Raw genomic sequence first — 17,318 nt, 5'->3', positions numbered from 1 at the left:
ATATGGCCGGACTGTTAACGCGGCTGAAGCGCATTTTTCGGTGAGATCCAGTGGTGAATCAGTGGGTTGAAATTATCAGTTTGAACGTTTTAATCTTGCTTTTTAACCGCCCATCGAACATTGAGGTTATTGTGTTTACCTAGTGAAAAAGACTAAAAAATAAACGTCAGCTATTCTAAAAGAATTACAAAGGAGTGTAATGAAGTGTAAAACGCCAAGACATGAATACAAACCTTATTTAGACTTTCGCGTCGACCTTTGCTGACGGGTCATTTAAAACATCATTATCATGGATTTAAATTTTATGAAAAAAGCATCGTTAACCTTAATATTGTTAATGCTCGCTGTAGGTTGTGATAGCGCCAAAGTCGATAAGGCTAAAGATAAATCAATATTTGTATCGAGCGCATTGGTCGAAGTTCAAAGTATGAGTACACCTATAAAACTTGTGGGCACGCTGGTGGCAAAAGAGTCAGTGATTATCGCTTCAGAGGTTGATGGCCGTGTTGCCGAGATAAAGGTGACCGATAGCCAGCAAGTACAAAAAGGAGACCTGCTATTTACATTGATTGATCGTCAAGCTAAAGCCGAATTAGAAGAGGCGCAGGCTTATCTTAAAGATGAAAGCCGTAAGCTAAAAGAGTTTAAACAACTTGGTGCAAAAGGCGGTGTTAGTGCCACGATTAGAGAAAGTCAGCAGGTAAGCGTTGATATTGCTCAAGCAAGGATGAATGCCGCAAAAGTGAATTACGATTATCATCGTATATTGGCGCCAATATCAGGGGTTTTGGGTTTGGTTAATATTACTCAAGGGCAAAGGCTCATCAAAGATACCCCGGTTATGACGTTGGACAATACCGCGTTAATGCAGCTTGATTTGAATATTCCTGAAAAGTACATTTCAAAACTGGCCAAAGGGCAAACTATCACCACCAAAGTCAGTGCTTGGGGGGAAGATGTTTTTGAAGGGAAAGTAGCAGCCATTGACTCTCGAGTGCAACCACAAAGCCTTGATATAAAAATACGCGTCGGCATTACCAATGTGGACCGTAAACTCAAACCCGGCATGTTGGCACATGCGAAGCTTAAATTCCCAGCATCGAGTTATACCGTTGTGCCCTTGCAAGCAATTGAATATGCCGGTGAGAAAACATTTGTCTATGTTATCGATGAAAACTGGCGAGCCCATCAAACTGAAGTAGTACTCGGGGAACAGATAGCCGAGCAAGTGGTGGTGAGTGAAGGGTTAGCATCTGGGCAACGCATTGTTATTGAGGGGCTGGTGAATATTAGTGATAAAGATGTCGTCAAAGAAGCGCCTGCTTTTAGTCGTGAGGCTGCCCAATAATGTTGATTTCAGATACCAGTGTAGAGCGTCCTGTTATCGCAATAGTGTTAAGTATTTTATTAACACTCTTTGGCATAGTGGCTTTTTTTAAGCTTCCAGTCACTGAAATGCCCAATATGGTGAGTCCCATAGCAACGATAAGCACTAAATACAAAGGGGCATCAGCGGTCATTATTGAAAGCCAAGTGACCGCTAAAATAGAGGCTCAGTTAACCGGGATTAGCGGTGTTAAAGACATCACTTCGGTCAGTAAAAATGGTGCATCCAGCATCACCGTCGAATTTGAAACGGGTGCTAATATTAATGACAGCGTCAGTGACATTCGAGATGCTATTTCCAGAGCGAAAGGATCATTACCCGATGACGCCGATGAGCCAACGGTATCAAAAGACGATGGCACCGGGGAGCCAGCGTTATATATTAATGTGAGTTCATCAGCGATGAATCGCACTCAGCTTACCGATTATGTCAGCCAAAACATTGAAGATAGATTCAACATTATTAGTGGCGTAAGTGCTGTTGATGTTGCTGGTGGCTTATATAAAGTCATGTTTATAAAGCTTAACTCTGAGAAAATGGCTGGCCATAAAGTCACGACTACCGATATTCTTAGCGCGTTACGGGCTGAAAACTTAGAGAGTCCCGCTGGCGAGATAAGAAACAATTCGATTGTTATGCCAGTGCGCACAGAGCGGCGCTACGATGCCGAAAGGGATTTTAGGTATTTAGTGATTGGGAAATCGGCAACGGGAGTGGCCATTTATCTGAATCAAGTGGCAGAGGTTAAGCTACAAGCTGAAAGTGAAAACTCAAGTTACAGGAGTAATGGCGTCTCCAGTGTCAGTTTAGCGATTGTTCCACAGGCCGATGCAAATCCACTCGATCTCTCTAGCCGCATTCATGCTGAAGTGGATAAAATCCAACAGTTTCTGCCCAAAGGCACGCAAGTGGTGGTGGATTATGATGCCACCGTCTTTATCGACCGCTCAATAAGTGAGGTCTATAAAACCCTGTTCATGACCTGCGCTCTGGTTATCTTGGTGCTGTATCTCTTTATTGGTCAAGCAAGAGCAACATTAATCCCCGCTGTAACAGTACCGGTTTCCCTTATCGCAACGTTTATCTTCGCAAGTTACTTAGGCTTTACCATCAACCTGTTAACCTTGCTGGCACTTATCTTGGCTATTGGGCTGGTGGTCGATGATGCGATTGTGGTGGTTGAGAATATTTATCATCATATTCAACGAGGGAAGCCACCGCTGCTAGCAGCCTTTGAAGGTACTCGGGAAGTGGGCTTTGCAGTACTGGCGACCACGTTTGTACTGGTGATGGTGTTTCTGCCCATCGCGATGATGGACGGCATGATAGGGCGTTTGTTTACCGAATTTTCGGTGATGATAGCGGTCTCGGTGATGTTCTCGACGCTCATCGCATTGACGTTGACCCCGGTGCTCGGAGCCAAATTACTCACTAAAAAGCAAAAACACAACGCCATTAATACCTACGTTGAACGCTTACTCGGTGCACTCGAAACTCGCTATCGACAACTGCTAACACTGAGCCTTAAGTACCGTTTTGTTGCGCCAGCGATTATCATCGCTTGTTTAGCTGGCAGTTACTTTGTCGTGACTCAGCTTTCTTCTCAGCTTATGCCACAAGAAGATCGAGGCGTCATAATGGTTAAGGTTAATGGCGCGGAAGGGACCAGTTTTTCGCGTATGTCAGAGAATATGCAAAAAGTTGAAACGCGGCTTATGGCGATGTTGAAAAATGGCAGCCTGAAGTCCTTAAGCATACAAACCCCGATCTCTGGCGGTAAAAATGGTGACCAATATGGTTTAGCCATTCTGCAATTGAAAGATTGGGATCTGCGTGATGAAAATGCACAAACCATTTTGAAAAAAGTGAAGCTGCAACTGGCTGGTATTCCAGACGTCAGAATTAGACCTAAACTTCCAGGCTTTAAAGGCGGTTCAAAAGAGCCTGTGCAAATAGCCCTTAGCGGTAGCGATTACAGCGAGCTTAATAAGTGGGCTAAAGTGATGCAATCTAAGATGGATGAAAGTCCATTGATGACGGGGTCATTAGTCGACTATTCAGAGAAAACTCCCGAAATGGTGGTAAAAGTTGACCGCAGACGTGCTGCTGAACTCGGAATCAGCGTGTCTGAAGTGTCTGATACGCTTAATGTAATGTTAGGTGGCAAGACAGAAACGACCTATGTAGAAAACGGTGAAGAGTACGATGTTTTTGTACGAGGTGATGAAGCGCAGTTTAACTCGAGCAGTGACTTAACCAGTATTTTTATGCGCACCGCCTCGGGCGATCTCGTGTCGGTAGATACATTCTGCAAGGTTAATCGAGTCGCCTCGGCGCAAAAACTGACCCACATCAGCAAGCGCAAATCCGTTGTCGTCAGAGCTAACTTAGTCGAAGGGGCAACGCTAGGAGAAGCGTTAAGCAGTCTTGAACAAGTTGCTATCACGGTATTGCCGCAAAATATTAGCTTTAGTTACGCAGGTGAATCTAAAGAGTTTATCGACAATCAAAGCAGTACCTTTATTATCTTTGTATTAGCACTGCTAGTCGCATATTTAGTGATGGCAGCACAGTTTGAGAGTTTTATTAATCCCTTCGTGGTTATGTTGACGGTGCCGACGGGATTATTTGGTGCAGTGTTAGGTATTTGGTTAATGGGAGAAAGCATTAATATTTACAGCCAGATTGGCATCATCATGCTAATTGGTATGGTAACCAAAAACGGTATTCTTATTGTCGAATTTATTGGTCAATTAAGGGATAAAGGAGTGTCATTCGATGATGCTATTATCGACGGTGCTAGCCGACGACTACGACCTATCATGATGACCGCCTTTACCACGTTAGCGGGGGCTTTACCGTTATTGCTATCCAGTGGTGCAGGCGCTGAAAGTCGAGTCTCTGTCGGAGTGGTGGTCTTTTTCGGCATGGGATTCTCAACGCTGGTGACTTTAGTGGTGATACCGACGATGTATAAACTGCTTTGCCGTTCAACTCAGTCTCCTGGAACCATTAAAAAGCAGCTGCAACAGCTAAGGAACAGTGCTACTTAGTGGGTTTTAATATAAATAGCACCGTTGGGCAAAACTATTAGATCTGAGCTCGTATAATAAGCTTTGCAACTCATCAACTGCAGAGTCAACAATAGAACTGAGCGGTATTAGCCAGCGGTTGGATATTAAAGCTCATCCATTGAGCGAGTTGTCTCTGCATAATGTAGTCCTAAAAAAGGGGGGATAAGCTCCCCCTCTTCGCTATATTTTCTCGTCAGCATGGCTTGTTGGCTTTTTATTGGATAAATAATCGATATTTGGCGTTAGTTAGATATTGACTTGATGAATTGGTTTTCCATTAACGCGAATGAATACTCTTAAAATTAAGTCATTTAATGATGCAAACTACGAGATAGAAATAACAATAGATGTCTTAGTTGTTTTTTGATCCGCGACTATACTTATACCCGTTCTACTTGAAAATGCTCGTTTCAGAGGTGTTGTGCCAATTCAATTCTAGGCGCATTAACGTAGAAATGGTGATTTCCTTTTAAGTTAATGCAACAACGAAGTGGGCTTGCACAACGCCTTCTTTGATAGGTTTTAATGGCCTTTACTCTGTGTTATTGATTTTACCAAGGGAGCGACCATTAGTGGCAATTAATGCAAGCAGCAAGGATGGTGTGAATGTCAGTTATGCAGGAGCAATAACTGACATTGATCAAAGCCCATTAAATACCCACTGAATCCTGCAGTTTCAGGAGAACGGGGATATAGACTAAAGAAGAGAAAATATTGATGACTCTATATTAACAATGAATTAAGACTACACATTAAGGGATTAAATGATGCTAGGCCACACTAACAACTTCAGGCTCTTGGGTAGCTTATTAGTGTTAACTGTATTGAGTTGTTACTTTTACTATTTAATGGAATGGTTATTCTTCCTCTCTAGACCCTCCATGTTGAGTTATTTGACGGTCCCTGAAAACTTAGCCTTACTCTTCAATGCTCCTTTGACAATGATATTTATTGCTTTACCCGCTGTCAGCATTATGAGCTTATTACCTGCTGTATTACCTATCAAAAAGGGAGTTATTAAGGTTATTATAGACAAGTTCCCCTATGTTACCCCAGCAGTTATCCTGACCTGTACAGCATTTTTAATGCTAGAAAACTTCTCCTATACCATGTTTGGTATCGCCTCTCATTCTGCCTCTACATTAGCGTCTCAGGGATACTATTGGATTATTATTACGTTATTTTTAATTTACGCTATTGGTAAACTCGCTAATGGAAACTCCAATGGCGGAATAATCACTCGACATATAAGGTCGCTATTTACGTTAATGGCAGTACTGCTAGGTATCTCATCTGTGTCGCTAGCAGTATCTTATCATCAACCATTATCAACAGAATATGAAGTGCACCTTCCTCCAATAAAGGATGATTTACCCAATATTATCTTCTTTGCTGCCGACGGCGTAAATAGCACGAATATGTCCATTTATGGTTATGAACGGGTAACGACACCCTTCATGGACAGTATCGCTCATGAGAGTCTTGTCTATATGAATCATTGGACTAACTCAGCCAAAACAACGGGTGCTGTAGGTTCGCTATTAAGTGGTAAATATCCAACCCGTACCAAGGTTATTTTTAGGCCAGATACTTTTTCCGGGAAAGATATGTTTCAGCACTTTCCAAGGGTACTGAGAGGGTTAGGTTATTATAATATTGATATCAGCTTGAGGCATTATATTGATCCTGAAGATCTCAAAATGCGTAACGCGTTTGATTACGCTAATAATAGGTTACTGGATAATAGAGACTCTGTGGTTAAAAATTTCTTTCTTTCACGTTGGCCTACTTCGGTTCAGTTTTTCGAAGACAACTGGCAGCGGCTTTATCAACGCTTGGCACATTTAAGTGGCTATACGTCTATGGTTAATCCACATAAACTGGTTAATCAAGGCGAAAAAGTGCCAGACCATAGATCAGATATTGATCGTATGGACCAATTAAAGTATCAGATATTACATGCTCCAAAACCATTTTTCGCCAACGTTCACTTACTCGGTCCACATGGGAAAAAGTTTGATTATGAGAAGCCTGTTTTTACCAAAACGAAGGAACAACCTAACCGTTGGATGGTTGACCATTATGACAATGCGATCTATCAATGGGATGCTTATAGCCGAGAAATATACCAACTGTTAGATGAGCTGGGTGAGCTGGATAATACTTTGCTGATATTCAGCAGCGATCATGGTAAACGGCATAAAGTAAATGAAACTTTACCCTTAATCATACGTTTCCCAAATCAAGAACATACCGGTTCAGTGAAACAAGCATCGCAAAGAATGGATATAGCACCAACGGTCTTATCTTTTCTAGGTGTCACGCCGCCAGAGTGGATGGACGGCCATAGCCTGTTATCACGGAGTAAAGAAGTCTATCCAATATTTATCGTGAATTCTTCTAAGCAGCAATTAATCAATGCGGGGGAGTGGAAGGTTTCAGCTAATTTAGTGCCACCTTTTTACTCTCTGGGGACTATGTCTATGGCATATTGTGGAATGTTGTACTCTATGGATATTAACAATATTAACCACATTTTACTTTCCCAAGAAAGGGTTCACGCCAAAACTGCCACATGTCCTGCAACCGATCTTGAACCAGAGTTAGCGTATGACATGATATTCACGCATCTCAAGGATATGGGTTACGATGTAGGTCAACTTAATTTTTAATTTCGCTTAAGGCAATACAGCATGCGATTTGAATCAGGCACTTTGTCTTTACTCGTGACGGTAAAGTAGCCCTGCAACGCTTGCTCAAAACCTTGCTCATGATAGTCTGGGAAAATGTCCTCTCGGGTTGATAGCAGATGCTCGACCTGAGAGTCAGTCTTGGGGACAAATTCGATAATCAAACAATCAGTGACTAAGTTGTGTAGTAAGGTAATAATTTTATTAAGTGGTACGTTATTGCTTATCGCTAGGTGATGTATCAAGGCTAAAGCGATAATTACGTCGAATTTTTCACGGTACACAAACGAGCTTCGCTCCTCATTACCCCAACCAATCGAGGGGGACGGGTTAAACAGATCTAACACCACCGGCAGTAGTTTAGTGTCGCCTTCAGCCCTTGCCTTGAGATAATTCCGTTCAACTGCTAGTTCATCAAAGTCGAACGACACAACCCTGTGTGAATATTGACTCGCCAGGCGGCTAAAATGCCCATTGTTGGCACCAAGGTCGCCTAATAAGGATACCTTTTTTCCGAGATTTTTAAGGTAGCTTTCAATAAGGTCCTGCTTACCTTGCATTGACGTTTTGGAGTAGTTGGTATGGTCATAATAGTCACCCCATTCGGTATTAGCCGATGACCATCGCAAGCCTTCGACATAAGACTTCAAATTAGTGATGAGTGCCCCAAGTTTGGTGATGTCCATTTTCGAATTCACTTTCGCCATACGCTGGCTACCATCGTCTCCACTCGCGCTATAGTGAGATTGCATTTTTGAATGCAGATGAATATGTGACAAAGTATTGAAGCTAAACCAAGTGCGCAATGGCAGTAAGCGGCTGGCCAAATCGAGTGGTATTCCGTCGATGAAGAGTTCAGCCATACGGCCCAATCGATGATCACAGTATTTCTTCAACAACAAAGGCGCCAAAAAATGTTGGCAAAACTGACGGTATGCAGCCCAAGGCCCTTGCTTGTATTGGGTAAATGAAAGAGTGTCGATAAGAATCGGTCTACCTTCGTAAAACTGAATGTTAAACGCACTGGCATCTTTGAGTGTAAAACCAAAATCTAAGGCTAATAATTGAATATTTAAGGTCAACTTAGCAGCATCCTGGAGCTGACTAAAACTCCACTCATATGGGTAGGTAAGATAAGGGATCAGAACAGGTTTAATGACTTTATGCACGTTCTCCCTGCAATGCTCATCAAGGTTCACCTCTTCATGGTCAACGATATACCCTTTATTGACGAGTGCTTGATGCAGGCCACTGTCAACATAAGCATCAAACTCCTCTTTATATGATGAGTTAACTTGTCGATACAAACTACCTTGCTTGCTGAAGATAAAACCACTGTTATCTCGGAACGAAGCGCTATGTACCTCTATACCATCCATAAAAAGTAACTCACTATTTAATAAGATAAATAATCTGATACCCACAACTATAGTTCATTTGCAATTTGCTCAATGGTAAATGTCTGACTATATTCAGTGAGAACCCCATTCAACTTACTTGCAGCTCTGGAGAGTTCAAAATGGAACACAACCAGATAGGGAAAAAAATTATTTATTTAGCCTTATTGGCTACGATAAGTACCCCCGCTTACGCTTATTTGGACCCAGGCACTGGGAGTATAATTTTTCAAGCTATTATAGCGTCTGTCGTCATGGGGTTTGCCACTATAAGACTCTGGTGGGATAAATTTCTCAGCCTATTCAGTTCGCGTAAAAGTGACAAAGAATCTAATCAAAAAAATACCGAAAGTGAAGAGGTCGTAGTAACCGATAAAGAAAATAAAAGCTAAATGGAAGATATCAAAAAAAGAGGTCTATAGACGCGTTTATTGACTTTGTGACATTTATTAAGCCACAACACCCATAGCCATTATGGAAGATATTCTAAGGCAAACTCACTAAAAATTGGTGAATCCTAATATGAGTAACGTTATATTAGGATTGAATACTGTTTACCCGTTTCGCACTAGCAACACCGCTAATGAGAAAGCTTACATTTTAACAAGAAAATAAAAATAACTAAGTCCCTCAACATTGTTAGAGATAGCTCCCTTGAGAAAGTTTAAGTCATGGTTGTTGATGAGAATTGATTATTATGTGGATAGCAAGGAAAGTGTTAGTGAGTTTGGAGGGGCTCCATGTTATCACAGTATATTTCGTTGTATTATTCAAGCTTGAATGATGGCTTCAATGTTTGGTTTACCAATGCGCACTTGTTGCGGTGGTAATAAAAAGAACAGCCCTATGTGACTTTGCTGTTCTCTTTATCCAAGGCCAGATTAACTGTTTGTCAGCTCTTTTAGCATGTCTAATGCAACTGCTTCGGCAATACTGATACCGTCGATACCCGCCGATAAAATCCCGCCTGCATAACCAGCGCCTTCACCCGCAGGGTACAAACCTTTGGTATTAATACTCTGGTAATCTGCACCACGTTTTATTTGCACTGGTGAAGAGGTACGCGTTTCAACGCCGGTTAACATGGCATCTTTACTGTCAAATCCACGAATTTTCTTACCGAACGCCGGCAGTGCTTCACGGATTGCATCAATAGCGAATTGTGGTAAGGCATCGCTTAAATCGGTCATTTTTACATTAGGCTTATAAGAGGGCACTACGTTTTCAAACGGCTTACCACTACCTGCCGCTAAAAAGTCACCGACCATTTGTGCAGGGGCATCGTAATTGCTGCCACCCATAACATAGGCATTGCGCTCTAATTGACGCTGCAGTGCAATACCTTGCAATGGATCGTTATCAAAATCACTTGGATTAATCCCCACCACAATGGCGCTGTTGGCATTACGTTCGCTGCGCGAGTATTGACTCATACCATTGGTAACAACAGCGTGTTCTTCTGACGTTGCCGCCACAACCACACCACCAGGACACATACAAAAGCTGTATACACTGCGACCACTTTTACAATGATGCACTAACTTGTAATCTGCAGCGCCTAACATTGGGTGGCCTGCGTTAGTGCCAAAGCGGTCTTTATCGATCATCTCTTGTTTGTGTTCAATACGGAAACCAATTGAAAATGACTGCGCTTGCATATACACGCCTTTGTCATGCAACATTTGGAACGTATCGCGAGCACTGTGACCAATTGCAGCAATGACATGCTTAGAATGCAATACTTCGCCATTTCTAAGCGTGACACCGGTGACTTGACGATCGCTAACATTGATTTCGTCAACACGGGTTTCAAAGCGAACTTCACCGCCCAATCGAATGATTTCTCTGCGCATTTTTTCCACCATAGTGACCAATTTAAAGGTACCTATGTGGGGTTTGCTAACATAAATAATTTCAGCGGGTGCGCCAGCGGCGACAAATTCTTGTTTTACTTTTAAGCCTTTAAAACCAGGGTCTTTGACTTGGCTGTATAACTTACCGTCAGAGAACGTGCCTGCGCCACCTTCTCCAAATTGCACATTTGACTCGGTGTTTAGCTCACTAGTACGCCAAAAACGGAAAGTATCTTTAGCACGTTCGTGTACTGACTTACCGCGCTCTAAAATAATCGGCTTAAAGCCCATTTGCGCCAACATAAGTCCGACAAATAAGCCACATGGGCCCATGCCAATCACCAATGGTCGTTCCGTTAATCCTTCTGGCGCACTGGCAACATATTTATAATCGGTATCTGGCGAAACTCGGATGTTATGATCATCCTCAAGCGAGGCCAATAATGCCGTTTCGTCTACATCGGTTAATGTCACATCCAATGTATAAATTAAGGAAATTAAATTCTTTTTTCGGGCATCGTAGCCACGCTTAAACACATGTATGTCAACCAGCTGCTCCGCTGAGATAGAGAGCTTTTGCAATACGGTATCTTGCAGCGCATCTTCATTATGGTCGAGAGGCAATTTTACTTGGTTTAAACGAATCATGATTTACCTAAAAAGAGACTTAAAAAACAGCGCGTAGTTTACGTGATTTAGCACTAAAATGAAATTATCTATTGATGGTGTATGCCATGCAGCCCGCACGAGCTTACCGCTTGAATATCATAAATATTTTCCGATGCTCATCACTCCCCCTTATCTGATCATGTTGAAATAACTCACAAGGCATAACTAAACCGCTCCCAATGATGAGACACAACGTCCTTGAATCAGCTTAGGTCAAAGTGGTTGAGGCAATCATTTTTATTGATACAGTAGCCCCCTTTATCAAGTCGACCGCCCTTTGTTGTGGTTGGCAAGAAAGAGGGTGGTATATTGACAGCGACTCAGTGCCAATGGGGAATCGTTGCCGTTGAGTATATCGGTTGTGACTATTGTTCTTGTTGTGCTCTTGCTGGTATTTATGGAGAATATAGCGCAAGACTATGAGTGAGTAAAAGCTAGAGCTTCTGTCAGCAGCTAAGCAGGCAATGTTGTGCCACAAATAAAGCTGAACAAGTAAAGGGGCTATCCTCCTGAAAGAGTGGTTTGCTTGCTCGCAGCCTTTATGCCTGTGCTTTGGGCGTTAAGGGAAATGATTAAAATCTATATCTAGAGTGACACCTGTGCCGATAGTGCTTTATTTTACCGAACCGTTTTACTTAACCCTATTGAATGAATATTTGGAAGCCTTGTACAAGATATGATCGAGATTGAATATACTATTGCTGAATTAAAAACGTCGATGTTTGTGGTAGAAGAGCACCGTTTTTACCTTGTTGCACAGGAGTGGGTTGAGGCTGGCAATCTTAAGATGGCTGACCAAATCTTAGCCTGCAGTGGCGCGGTAGCAGAGATAACGCACATCAATAAAATCGAAGGGGCACACCATTACTGCGATCTGAAAATCAGCCACAACCATCATTATTTTGTGACAACAGGGCGCCCGTTAAGTCGTGACACCCTCTGCGATAGAGCCCCTGTAGATCCGCTTGAACTTGTCTCGTATCAGTTGGCTAATAAGCCATCCAATTTCCCCGATGGTACGCCTACGGGAGATCACAGTGGTCCCTGGGTCGCGGCTAGATATGTAAACAGTGATGCTAGCGAGGATGTTATCGGTTGGGGCTGTGCCAGCGACAACATGTGCGCTGAAGATGCAGCCGTCAGTGATTTGAGGCATAAGCTGGACGATGCCATCGGATTACATCGCGGTAATGTCAAAATTTCACATGCTTATATAAGAAAGTACACTCGAAAAGGCCGCTTCGTGAACAAGATGAGTCCCTGCGTTCATTGTCGAGATAATTATGGCAACGCGCTTAATGACAGCACGTTGGGAAAGAGTGATTTAGTTAAAGACGGTCGTGGGTATTTACCTCCAGCGCCCCTCGATTAGTACGGCGGCTTACTTAGTAATGACTGCAAGATATTGTTTGTAAAATTAAAAAATATTGTTCGTGCTACACTGGCCCATCGCTTTTCTGTGATGGTGATTAAAGCCCGCCCCGTCTCTTTCAATGCATCGCTATGTTTTGCTCATTCTCATTCGGTATGAAGAGAATAGGCAAAAGTCAGGCGGTAGGTGTACGGGCAGGTATTAAGACGATTAGCCCAAAAAGGCAATGTAAATCCAGTTTCTAACAATCACGATGAAAAGGCTATTGAGTGAGTATTCTAACGGTTGAACATATCAGTAAAAGCTTCGGTGCCCTGCAAGCGCTAGATGATGTTAGCTTTGAAATTAATCAAGGTGATATCGTCGGCTTTTTAGGAAAGAATGGCGCAGGAAAAACAACCTTGATGCGTATTATTACTTCTTTTCTTGCACCATCCTCAGGCCGAATTTTTATTGATGGCGATAATATTACTAAGCATTCTCTAACGATCAGACAGAAAATTGGCTACCTCCCTGAAACCCCGCCTTTGTACACCAGCATGACCGTGTTGCAATATTTGAAGTTTGCCGCTGAGATAAAAGATGTCCCGTCCAAAAAACAAGCGGTTAAGATTGCTAAAGTGCTAGAAGAGTGTGATTTAGAGCAGGTAAAACAAAAAACGATTTCAACATTATCTAAAGGCTATAAGCAAAGGGTAGGGATTGCGCAAGCGATTATTCATGAGCCTAAACTGCTTATTCTAGATGAACCCACAAGTGGCCTAGATCCTATGCAAATTCAGCAAGTATTAGCACTTATAAGCAACCAACGAGAACAAAGAACGGTATTGTTGAGCACGCACACCTTGCCTGAAATGGAAAAAATAGCACAGCGTATTTTGATGATTAAATCAGGTCAACTAGTGGTTGATGAATCCTTGGATACATTGCTTAAAAACGGGATAGGCAGAGATAGAGTGGATACAGGCAATAACAATATATCGGCATCACAAGATTGCCCGTCTAAATCATCGACCTTGGAACAAATTTTTATTGATTATCATCAACAGCCGCAAATGCACAATGGTGGTGATTACTGATGCATAAAGTCCTCGCATTAACCAAAAAAGAGCTGCATGGCTATTTTAGTAGCCCTATTGCTTACCTCGTTATAATTGCTTCGTTATCTTTGTTTAATATGTTTTTCTTTATGATCATTGATCAAAATAGAGAAGTGTCATTACGGGATATTTTTCAAGTGATGGAGTTTATGTTTATTTTCATCATCCCATTACTCACGATGAAGCTATTTGCAGAAGAGAAGTCCAACGGCACGATGGAGTTTTTACTGACATCCCCCTTAACACCGACCATGATAGTGTTAGGTAAGTATTTAAGTATGCTTGTTTTTTACTCGCTATTAATTGCTCTAACAAGCGTTTACTATTTTATCGTTGAATATTATGGTGATCCCGATGTTTACAGTATTTTGTCAGGCTATATTGGTATCTGGTTAGAGGGAGCGCTCTTCATTGCCATCGGCTTACTGACCTCTTCATGGACACGCAACCAAATAATTGCCGCAATGGCATCTTACTTAATTATATTTATACTTTACTTTTCAAGTACCTTTACTAAATATGTCAGCGGCTTTGCTGAAACGTTTGTTACCCAGTTTAGTACGCGTACCCACCTCGAAAACTTTGCCATCGGCATGATCACCGCCAGTGATATTATCTATTACTTAGCGGGGATTTTACTTTGTTTAGTACTCACCCGTATAAGCATTGACCATAGGGTGTGGCAATAAATGACGCTTAAAAAGAAAATCAGCATGATGCTTAATAAATTATTCCCAGCCTTGGTAGGGATAACCGTGTTTGTCTTCACCGTAGGATTATCGTTATTTTATATTGAAGGTCAATTTGCCCTATTAAGCTTGAGTCTCGCCAGTTGCTTAACGCTCAGTGGCGCAATTTCATTTGTTGGCTTGCTGCTTTTAAGCAAGAGTCTAAGAAACACCGACGCTAACTCAACGAAAGTGGCATCCGTTGCCAATCGTGGACGATGGAAAAAAGTCTTTATTATTTTATCTATGGTCATGGGGAGCTTAGCGTTTCTTGGTATCAGTCATTATGCTGCTAACAGCATTCCTATGCGCTGGGATGTGACAAAAGCCAAGCAACACACCTTATCTAAAAACACTGTCGATTTTATCGGTTCGTTAACCCAGAAAGTCGAATTAACCGCATTTTATGTGGGGATGCCACCAAAATATTTACAGGATCTGTTTAACGAATACGAACGACTATCTGCAGGTCTAATTAGCACGAAAATAATCGACCCGATTGAGAATATTTCTTTTGCGGCTAAATTTGGCAATGTGGTCAGCGGCAAGGAAAGGAAAGTTATCGTACAGTCGGGTGATGTGCGTAAAGATATTGATTTCACTGATGAACCGCTGACGGAAGAAAAACTGACTAATACCATTGCCCGTGCTAGTCGTTCACCAAGGCAAGTTTACTTTCTCAGTGGCCATGGTGAATACTCGATTTCAAATGAAGATAATCTTGGCTTATCCACCTTTAAGCAATTGTTAGCCGATAACAACATGCAAAGTAAACCGCTGATGTTAGGCATCACACAGTCGATCCCTGAGGATTGTGATGTGTTAATTATTGCGGGTCCACGTACGGAACTTACGCAGCAGGAAGAAACGTTAATCGTTGATTACTTGTCGTCTGGTGGAAATGCACTATTTTTGATTGAGCAAACACTGGTCACCACACCCGATAAGCCACTGACAGCAGAGCAACAACAGCTAAACCCGTCATTAAACGGCATTATCAATCAATGGGGGCTTAACGTTCAGTCAGATGTTGTGGTCGATTTAACCAATCATATTGGTAATGATGTTGGCAGCCCAGCGACCAAGAATTATCAAAAGCACAAAGCCATTACCCAAGGTTTAGATTACACCTTTTACGTTCGGCCGCGTTCTATCCGAGTATTAGAACAGCGTCGCCCCAACATTAAGCTTGCTGCTATCGCTTTGACTACATCGAAAGATCAAAGCTGGGCGGAAACGAATCGACACTTAGATATTCAATTTGATCCGGGTATCGACACTCCAGGCCCTGTGCCCATCTCTTATGTTGTTCTTGAAGAGCATCCGGCTAAGCCTAGCGCGCAGGATAAAGAGCTCAGCAAGCCATCAAACACGCGGATGATTGTTTTCACTGATGCTGACTTTTTAACAAATGTCTATATTAATCAGTACAGTAATGCACAGATGGGGCTTAATGTTGTTAATTGGCTAGCAGAATTAGACTATCAGGTTTTTCTTAGCTCAAAAGCAGTAAAGGTAGAACGGTTAGATTTAACCAGCAAACAAAAACGCCAAGTAGTGGTGATATTATTCTTGTTGCCATTTTTCTTTGGTATTGCAGGCTTGGTTGTTTGGCTAAGGTCTAGAAACAACTAAAAGTATCAGTATCATTAACAGCCCCTAATCTGTTTGATAATTTTATGTCGCTTCCAACATCAACTTGAGTGAGTTGATGTTGGACCTATTTTGACTTGGAGCTGCACTTGAAGTTGGAATGAATTGAGCTAATACGTTATCGAAGGCTAATTGATATCTTGTATATCACAAAGCAAATTGGCATAACGTTCCATCGAAATGTTCATTTGCTCTTGCAAGGATTGGCCTTTAGCCAGTAGCGTTTCTCTTGTCATCGAGGGGATGTCATTTTTAAATGCCAGTATGATGGTGTTTCCACCTGCAACTTCAAAACTGAGTCGTCGATTTTCAAATTCATGCGCGAGTAATTCATCTAACTCTTGTCGTAATTCAAGCCCCGTATGGCAGATATTGAGCACCAGAACACCTTGTTCGTTGAGTGCATTTTTACAATCACGCAAGTAGCTTGATTGTACTTGCTTCGGCTCCATCCCATCTGAGTTGTATAGATCTGAAAAGATGATATCGCTCTTCATCTCGGTGTTTTTCATATAGTTCACCGCGTCGTCTATATGAATTAAAAGACGCTTGGTGTCGGGTAAGTCAAAATATTCTTTTGCGATCGCAGCCACGGCGGCGCGGTATTCAATTGCGTGCACGTTCAACTCAGCGAAACTGCTGAGCAGATTCTTTGCCATAGATCCAGCGCCCAGCCCCATAATAGTGGCTGTTTTCACGCTAGGGATAAACAATAATCCCGCCATCATGGCCTGAGTGTAGCCAAGTGTTAACCCATTAATGTCTTTGATTTTCATAGAGCTTTGATAGATTTTTCCATCGAAGCTGAGGATGCGGCTGGTTCTTGTTTGATAAACATAAATAGGGCCGTGATCATCCATTGTTGATGAGATACAGGTTCCATTGATATCCATGGTGTTCAATACCTCTTCAATACGCGTATATAACTGATAGAACATCATAACGGAAAAGCGAGTCAGTAAAAGCGACATGGCCGAATATGGCTAAATGAGATGGCTCTTCAACGTATTACTTACGCCTATATTTCCGAGTTTGATGGGGCTGGGATTTGTGTTCTTTCAATTATCAATTCAGATGTTGGAAGATGGTGCTTTCTAATCCAGTGCTGATGCGACCAGGAGTGTTCATGGAAGTCAGATGTGCTTACGGCAAGTCTCAGTTGCGTCTGCACATGCGCTGACCGTAGGTCATTGGAACTATTATGGGCAGAAGCTAACTCACTTATGCCCAGTTTACCCCACCAAAAGTTATCTGAAGGTGAGTGTAGTGGTTTTGCGTTGTTTAATTAACGTTGAGTTCCGAATGTGGCCAATTACCGTACCTTCCCTGTAGTAGTCTCCAATTTGAAATACATAAATTCAAAACTGCGAAAGGGATACAAAGTTATGTTTAAAG

11 protein-coding genes are annotated in these 17,318 nt (G+C 42.1%); 8 read left to right on the top strand and 3 right to left on the bottom strand.

What is annotated here, in order from left to right; genetic code table 11:
- Nucleotides 1-304: 304 nt before the first annotated feature.
- From CXF82_RS16865 to CXF82_RS16855, 3 genes are all read left to right on the top strand, one after another.
- Nucleotides 305-1,348, top strand: coding sequence for an efflux RND transporter periplasmic adaptor subunit (locus CXF82_RS16865; RefSeq protein ID WP_180961223.1), 1,044 nt, complete (start codon nucleotides 305-307; stop codon nucleotides 1,346-1,348).
- Nucleotides 1,348-4,440: an efflux RND transporter permease subunit gene (locus CXF82_RS16860; RefSeq protein ID WP_102044614.1), complete on the top strand. Its 3,093-nt coding sequence runs from the start codon at nucleotides 1,348-1,350 to the stop codon at nucleotides 4,438-4,440. The genes CXF82_RS16865 and CXF82_RS16860 overlap by 1 nt, the downstream gene beginning before the upstream one ends.
- A 785-nt stretch (nucleotides 4,441-5,225) precedes the next feature.
- Nucleotides 5,226-7,133 carry a sulfatase-like hydrolase/transferase gene (locus tag CXF82_RS16855; RefSeq protein WP_232775076.1) on the top strand — a complete coding sequence of 636 codons (1,908 nt, stop codon included), beginning with the start codon at nucleotides 5,226-5,228 and terminating at the stop codon, nucleotides 7,131-7,133.
- On the opposite strand, the gene CXF82_RS16850 is transcribed toward CXF82_RS16855, so the two are convergent.
- Nucleotides 7,130-8,530 (bottom strand): class I SAM-dependent methyltransferase, encoded by a 1,401-nt coding sequence (locus CXF82_RS16850; RefSeq protein ID WP_102044625.1) that lies wholly within the window; start codon nucleotides 8,528-8,530, stop codon nucleotides 7,130-7,132. The genes CXF82_RS16855 and CXF82_RS16850 overlap by 4 nt on opposite strands.
- A 140-nt stretch (nucleotides 8,531-8,670) precedes the next feature.
- Between CXF82_RS16850 and CXF82_RS16845 the strand changes: the two genes are divergently transcribed.
- The gene (locus tag CXF82_RS16845; RefSeq protein ID WP_102044613.1) at nucleotides 8,671-8,940 is read left to right on the top strand and encodes a hypothetical protein; all 270 of its coding nucleotides are present in this window, start codon (nucleotides 8,671-8,673) and stop codon (nucleotides 8,938-8,940) included.
- 489 nt (nucleotides 8,941-9,429) lie between these two features.
- Here the strand turns inward: CXF82_RS16845 and CXF82_RS16840 are convergent, their stop codons facing one another.
- Nucleotides 9,430-11,049 (bottom strand): NAD(P)/FAD-dependent oxidoreductase, encoded by a 1,620-nt coding sequence (locus CXF82_RS16840; RefSeq protein ID WP_101092841.1) that lies wholly within the window; start codon nucleotides 11,047-11,049, stop codon nucleotides 9,430-9,432.
- 697 nt (nucleotides 11,050-11,746) lie between these two features.
- Between CXF82_RS16840 and CXF82_RS16835 the strand changes: the two genes are divergently transcribed.
- The 4 genes from CXF82_RS16835 (at nucleotide 11,747) to CXF82_RS16820 (ending at nucleotide 15,905) form a co-directional block, all read left to right on the top strand.
- Nucleotides 11,747-12,442 (top strand): hypothetical protein, encoded by a 696-nt coding sequence (locus CXF82_RS16835; protein ID WP_102044612.1) that lies wholly within the window; start codon nucleotides 11,747-11,749, stop codon nucleotides 12,440-12,442.
- A gap of 269 nt (nucleotides 12,443-12,711) precedes the next feature.
- Nucleotides 12,712-13,521, top strand: a complete 810-nt coding sequence (locus CXF82_RS16830; protein WP_232775077.1) for an ABC transporter ATP-binding protein — start codon at nucleotides 12,712-12,714, stop codon at nucleotides 13,519-13,521.
- On the top strand, nucleotides 13,521-14,231 hold the full coding sequence (locus CXF82_RS16825; RefSeq protein WP_102044611.1) for an ABC transporter permease: 711 nt from the start codon (nucleotides 13,521-13,523) through the stop codon (nucleotides 14,229-14,231). Before CXF82_RS16830 ends, CXF82_RS16825 begins: the two co-directional genes overlap by 1 nt.
- Complete coding sequence (locus CXF82_RS16820) at nucleotides 14,232-15,905, top strand: GldG family protein (protein ID WP_257982805.1); 1,674 nt, start codon at nucleotides 14,232-14,234, stop codon at nucleotides 15,903-15,905.
- Between the two features lie 146 nt (nucleotides 15,906-16,051).
- On the opposite strand, the gene CXF82_RS16815 is transcribed toward CXF82_RS16820, so the two are convergent.
- The gene (locus CXF82_RS16815) at nucleotides 16,052-16,816 is read right to left on the bottom strand and encodes a spermidine synthase (RefSeq protein ID WP_102044623.1); all 765 of its coding nucleotides are present in this window, start codon (nucleotides 16,814-16,816) and stop codon (nucleotides 16,052-16,054) included.
- Nucleotides 16,817-17,318: the final 502 nt, after the last annotated feature.

Source organism: Shewanella sp. GutDb-MelDb (genome assembly GCF_002836075.1).
Taxonomy (GTDB): domain Bacteria; phylum Pseudomonadota; class Gammaproteobacteria; order Enterobacterales; family Shewanellaceae; genus Shewanella.
The sequence above is the reverse complement of the archived record's forward strand: the minus strand, read 5'-3'. Positions and strand labels throughout refer to the sequence as shown.

What these genes read in the sequence shown, in the direction of transcription:
- CXF82_RS16865 (WP_180961223.1), top strand. Translation starts at nt 305, where the DNA reads ATGAAAAAAGCATCGTTAACCTTAATATTGTTAATGCTCGCTGTAGGT.
- CXF82_RS16860 (WP_102044614.1), top strand. Translation starts at nt 1,348, where the DNA reads ATGTTGATTTCAGATACCAGTGTAGAGCGTCCTGTTATCGCAATAGTG.
- CXF82_RS16855 (WP_232775076.1), top strand. Translation starts at nt 5,226, where the DNA reads ATGATGCTAGGCCACACTAACAACTTCAGGCTCTTGGGTAGCTTATTA.
- CXF82_RS16850 (WP_102044625.1), bottom strand. Translation starts at nt 8,530, where the DNA reads ATGGATGGTATAGAGGTACATAGCGCTTCGTTCCGAGATAACAGTGGT.
- CXF82_RS16845 (WP_102044613.1), top strand. Translation starts at nt 8,671, where the DNA reads ATGGAACACAACCAGATAGGGAAAAAAATTATTTATTTAGCCTTATTG.
- CXF82_RS16840 (WP_101092841.1), bottom strand. Translation starts at nt 11,049, where the DNA reads ATGATTCGTTTAAACCAAGTAAAATTGCCTCTCGACCATAATGAAGAT.
- CXF82_RS16835 (WP_102044612.1), top strand. Translation starts at nt 11,747, where the DNA reads ATGATCGAGATTGAATATACTATTGCTGAATTAAAAACGTCGATGTTT.
- CXF82_RS16825 (WP_102044611.1), top strand. Translation starts at nt 13,521, where the DNA reads ATGCATAAAGTCCTCGCATTAACCAAAAAAGAGCTGCATGGCTATTTT.
- CXF82_RS16820 (WP_257982805.1), top strand. Translation starts at nt 14,232, where the DNA reads ATGACGCTTAAAAAGAAAATCAGCATGATGCTTAATAAATTATTCCCA.
- CXF82_RS16815 (WP_102044623.1), bottom strand. Translation starts at nt 16,816, where the DNA reads ATGGATATCAATGGAACCTGTATCTCATCAACAATGGATGATCACGGC.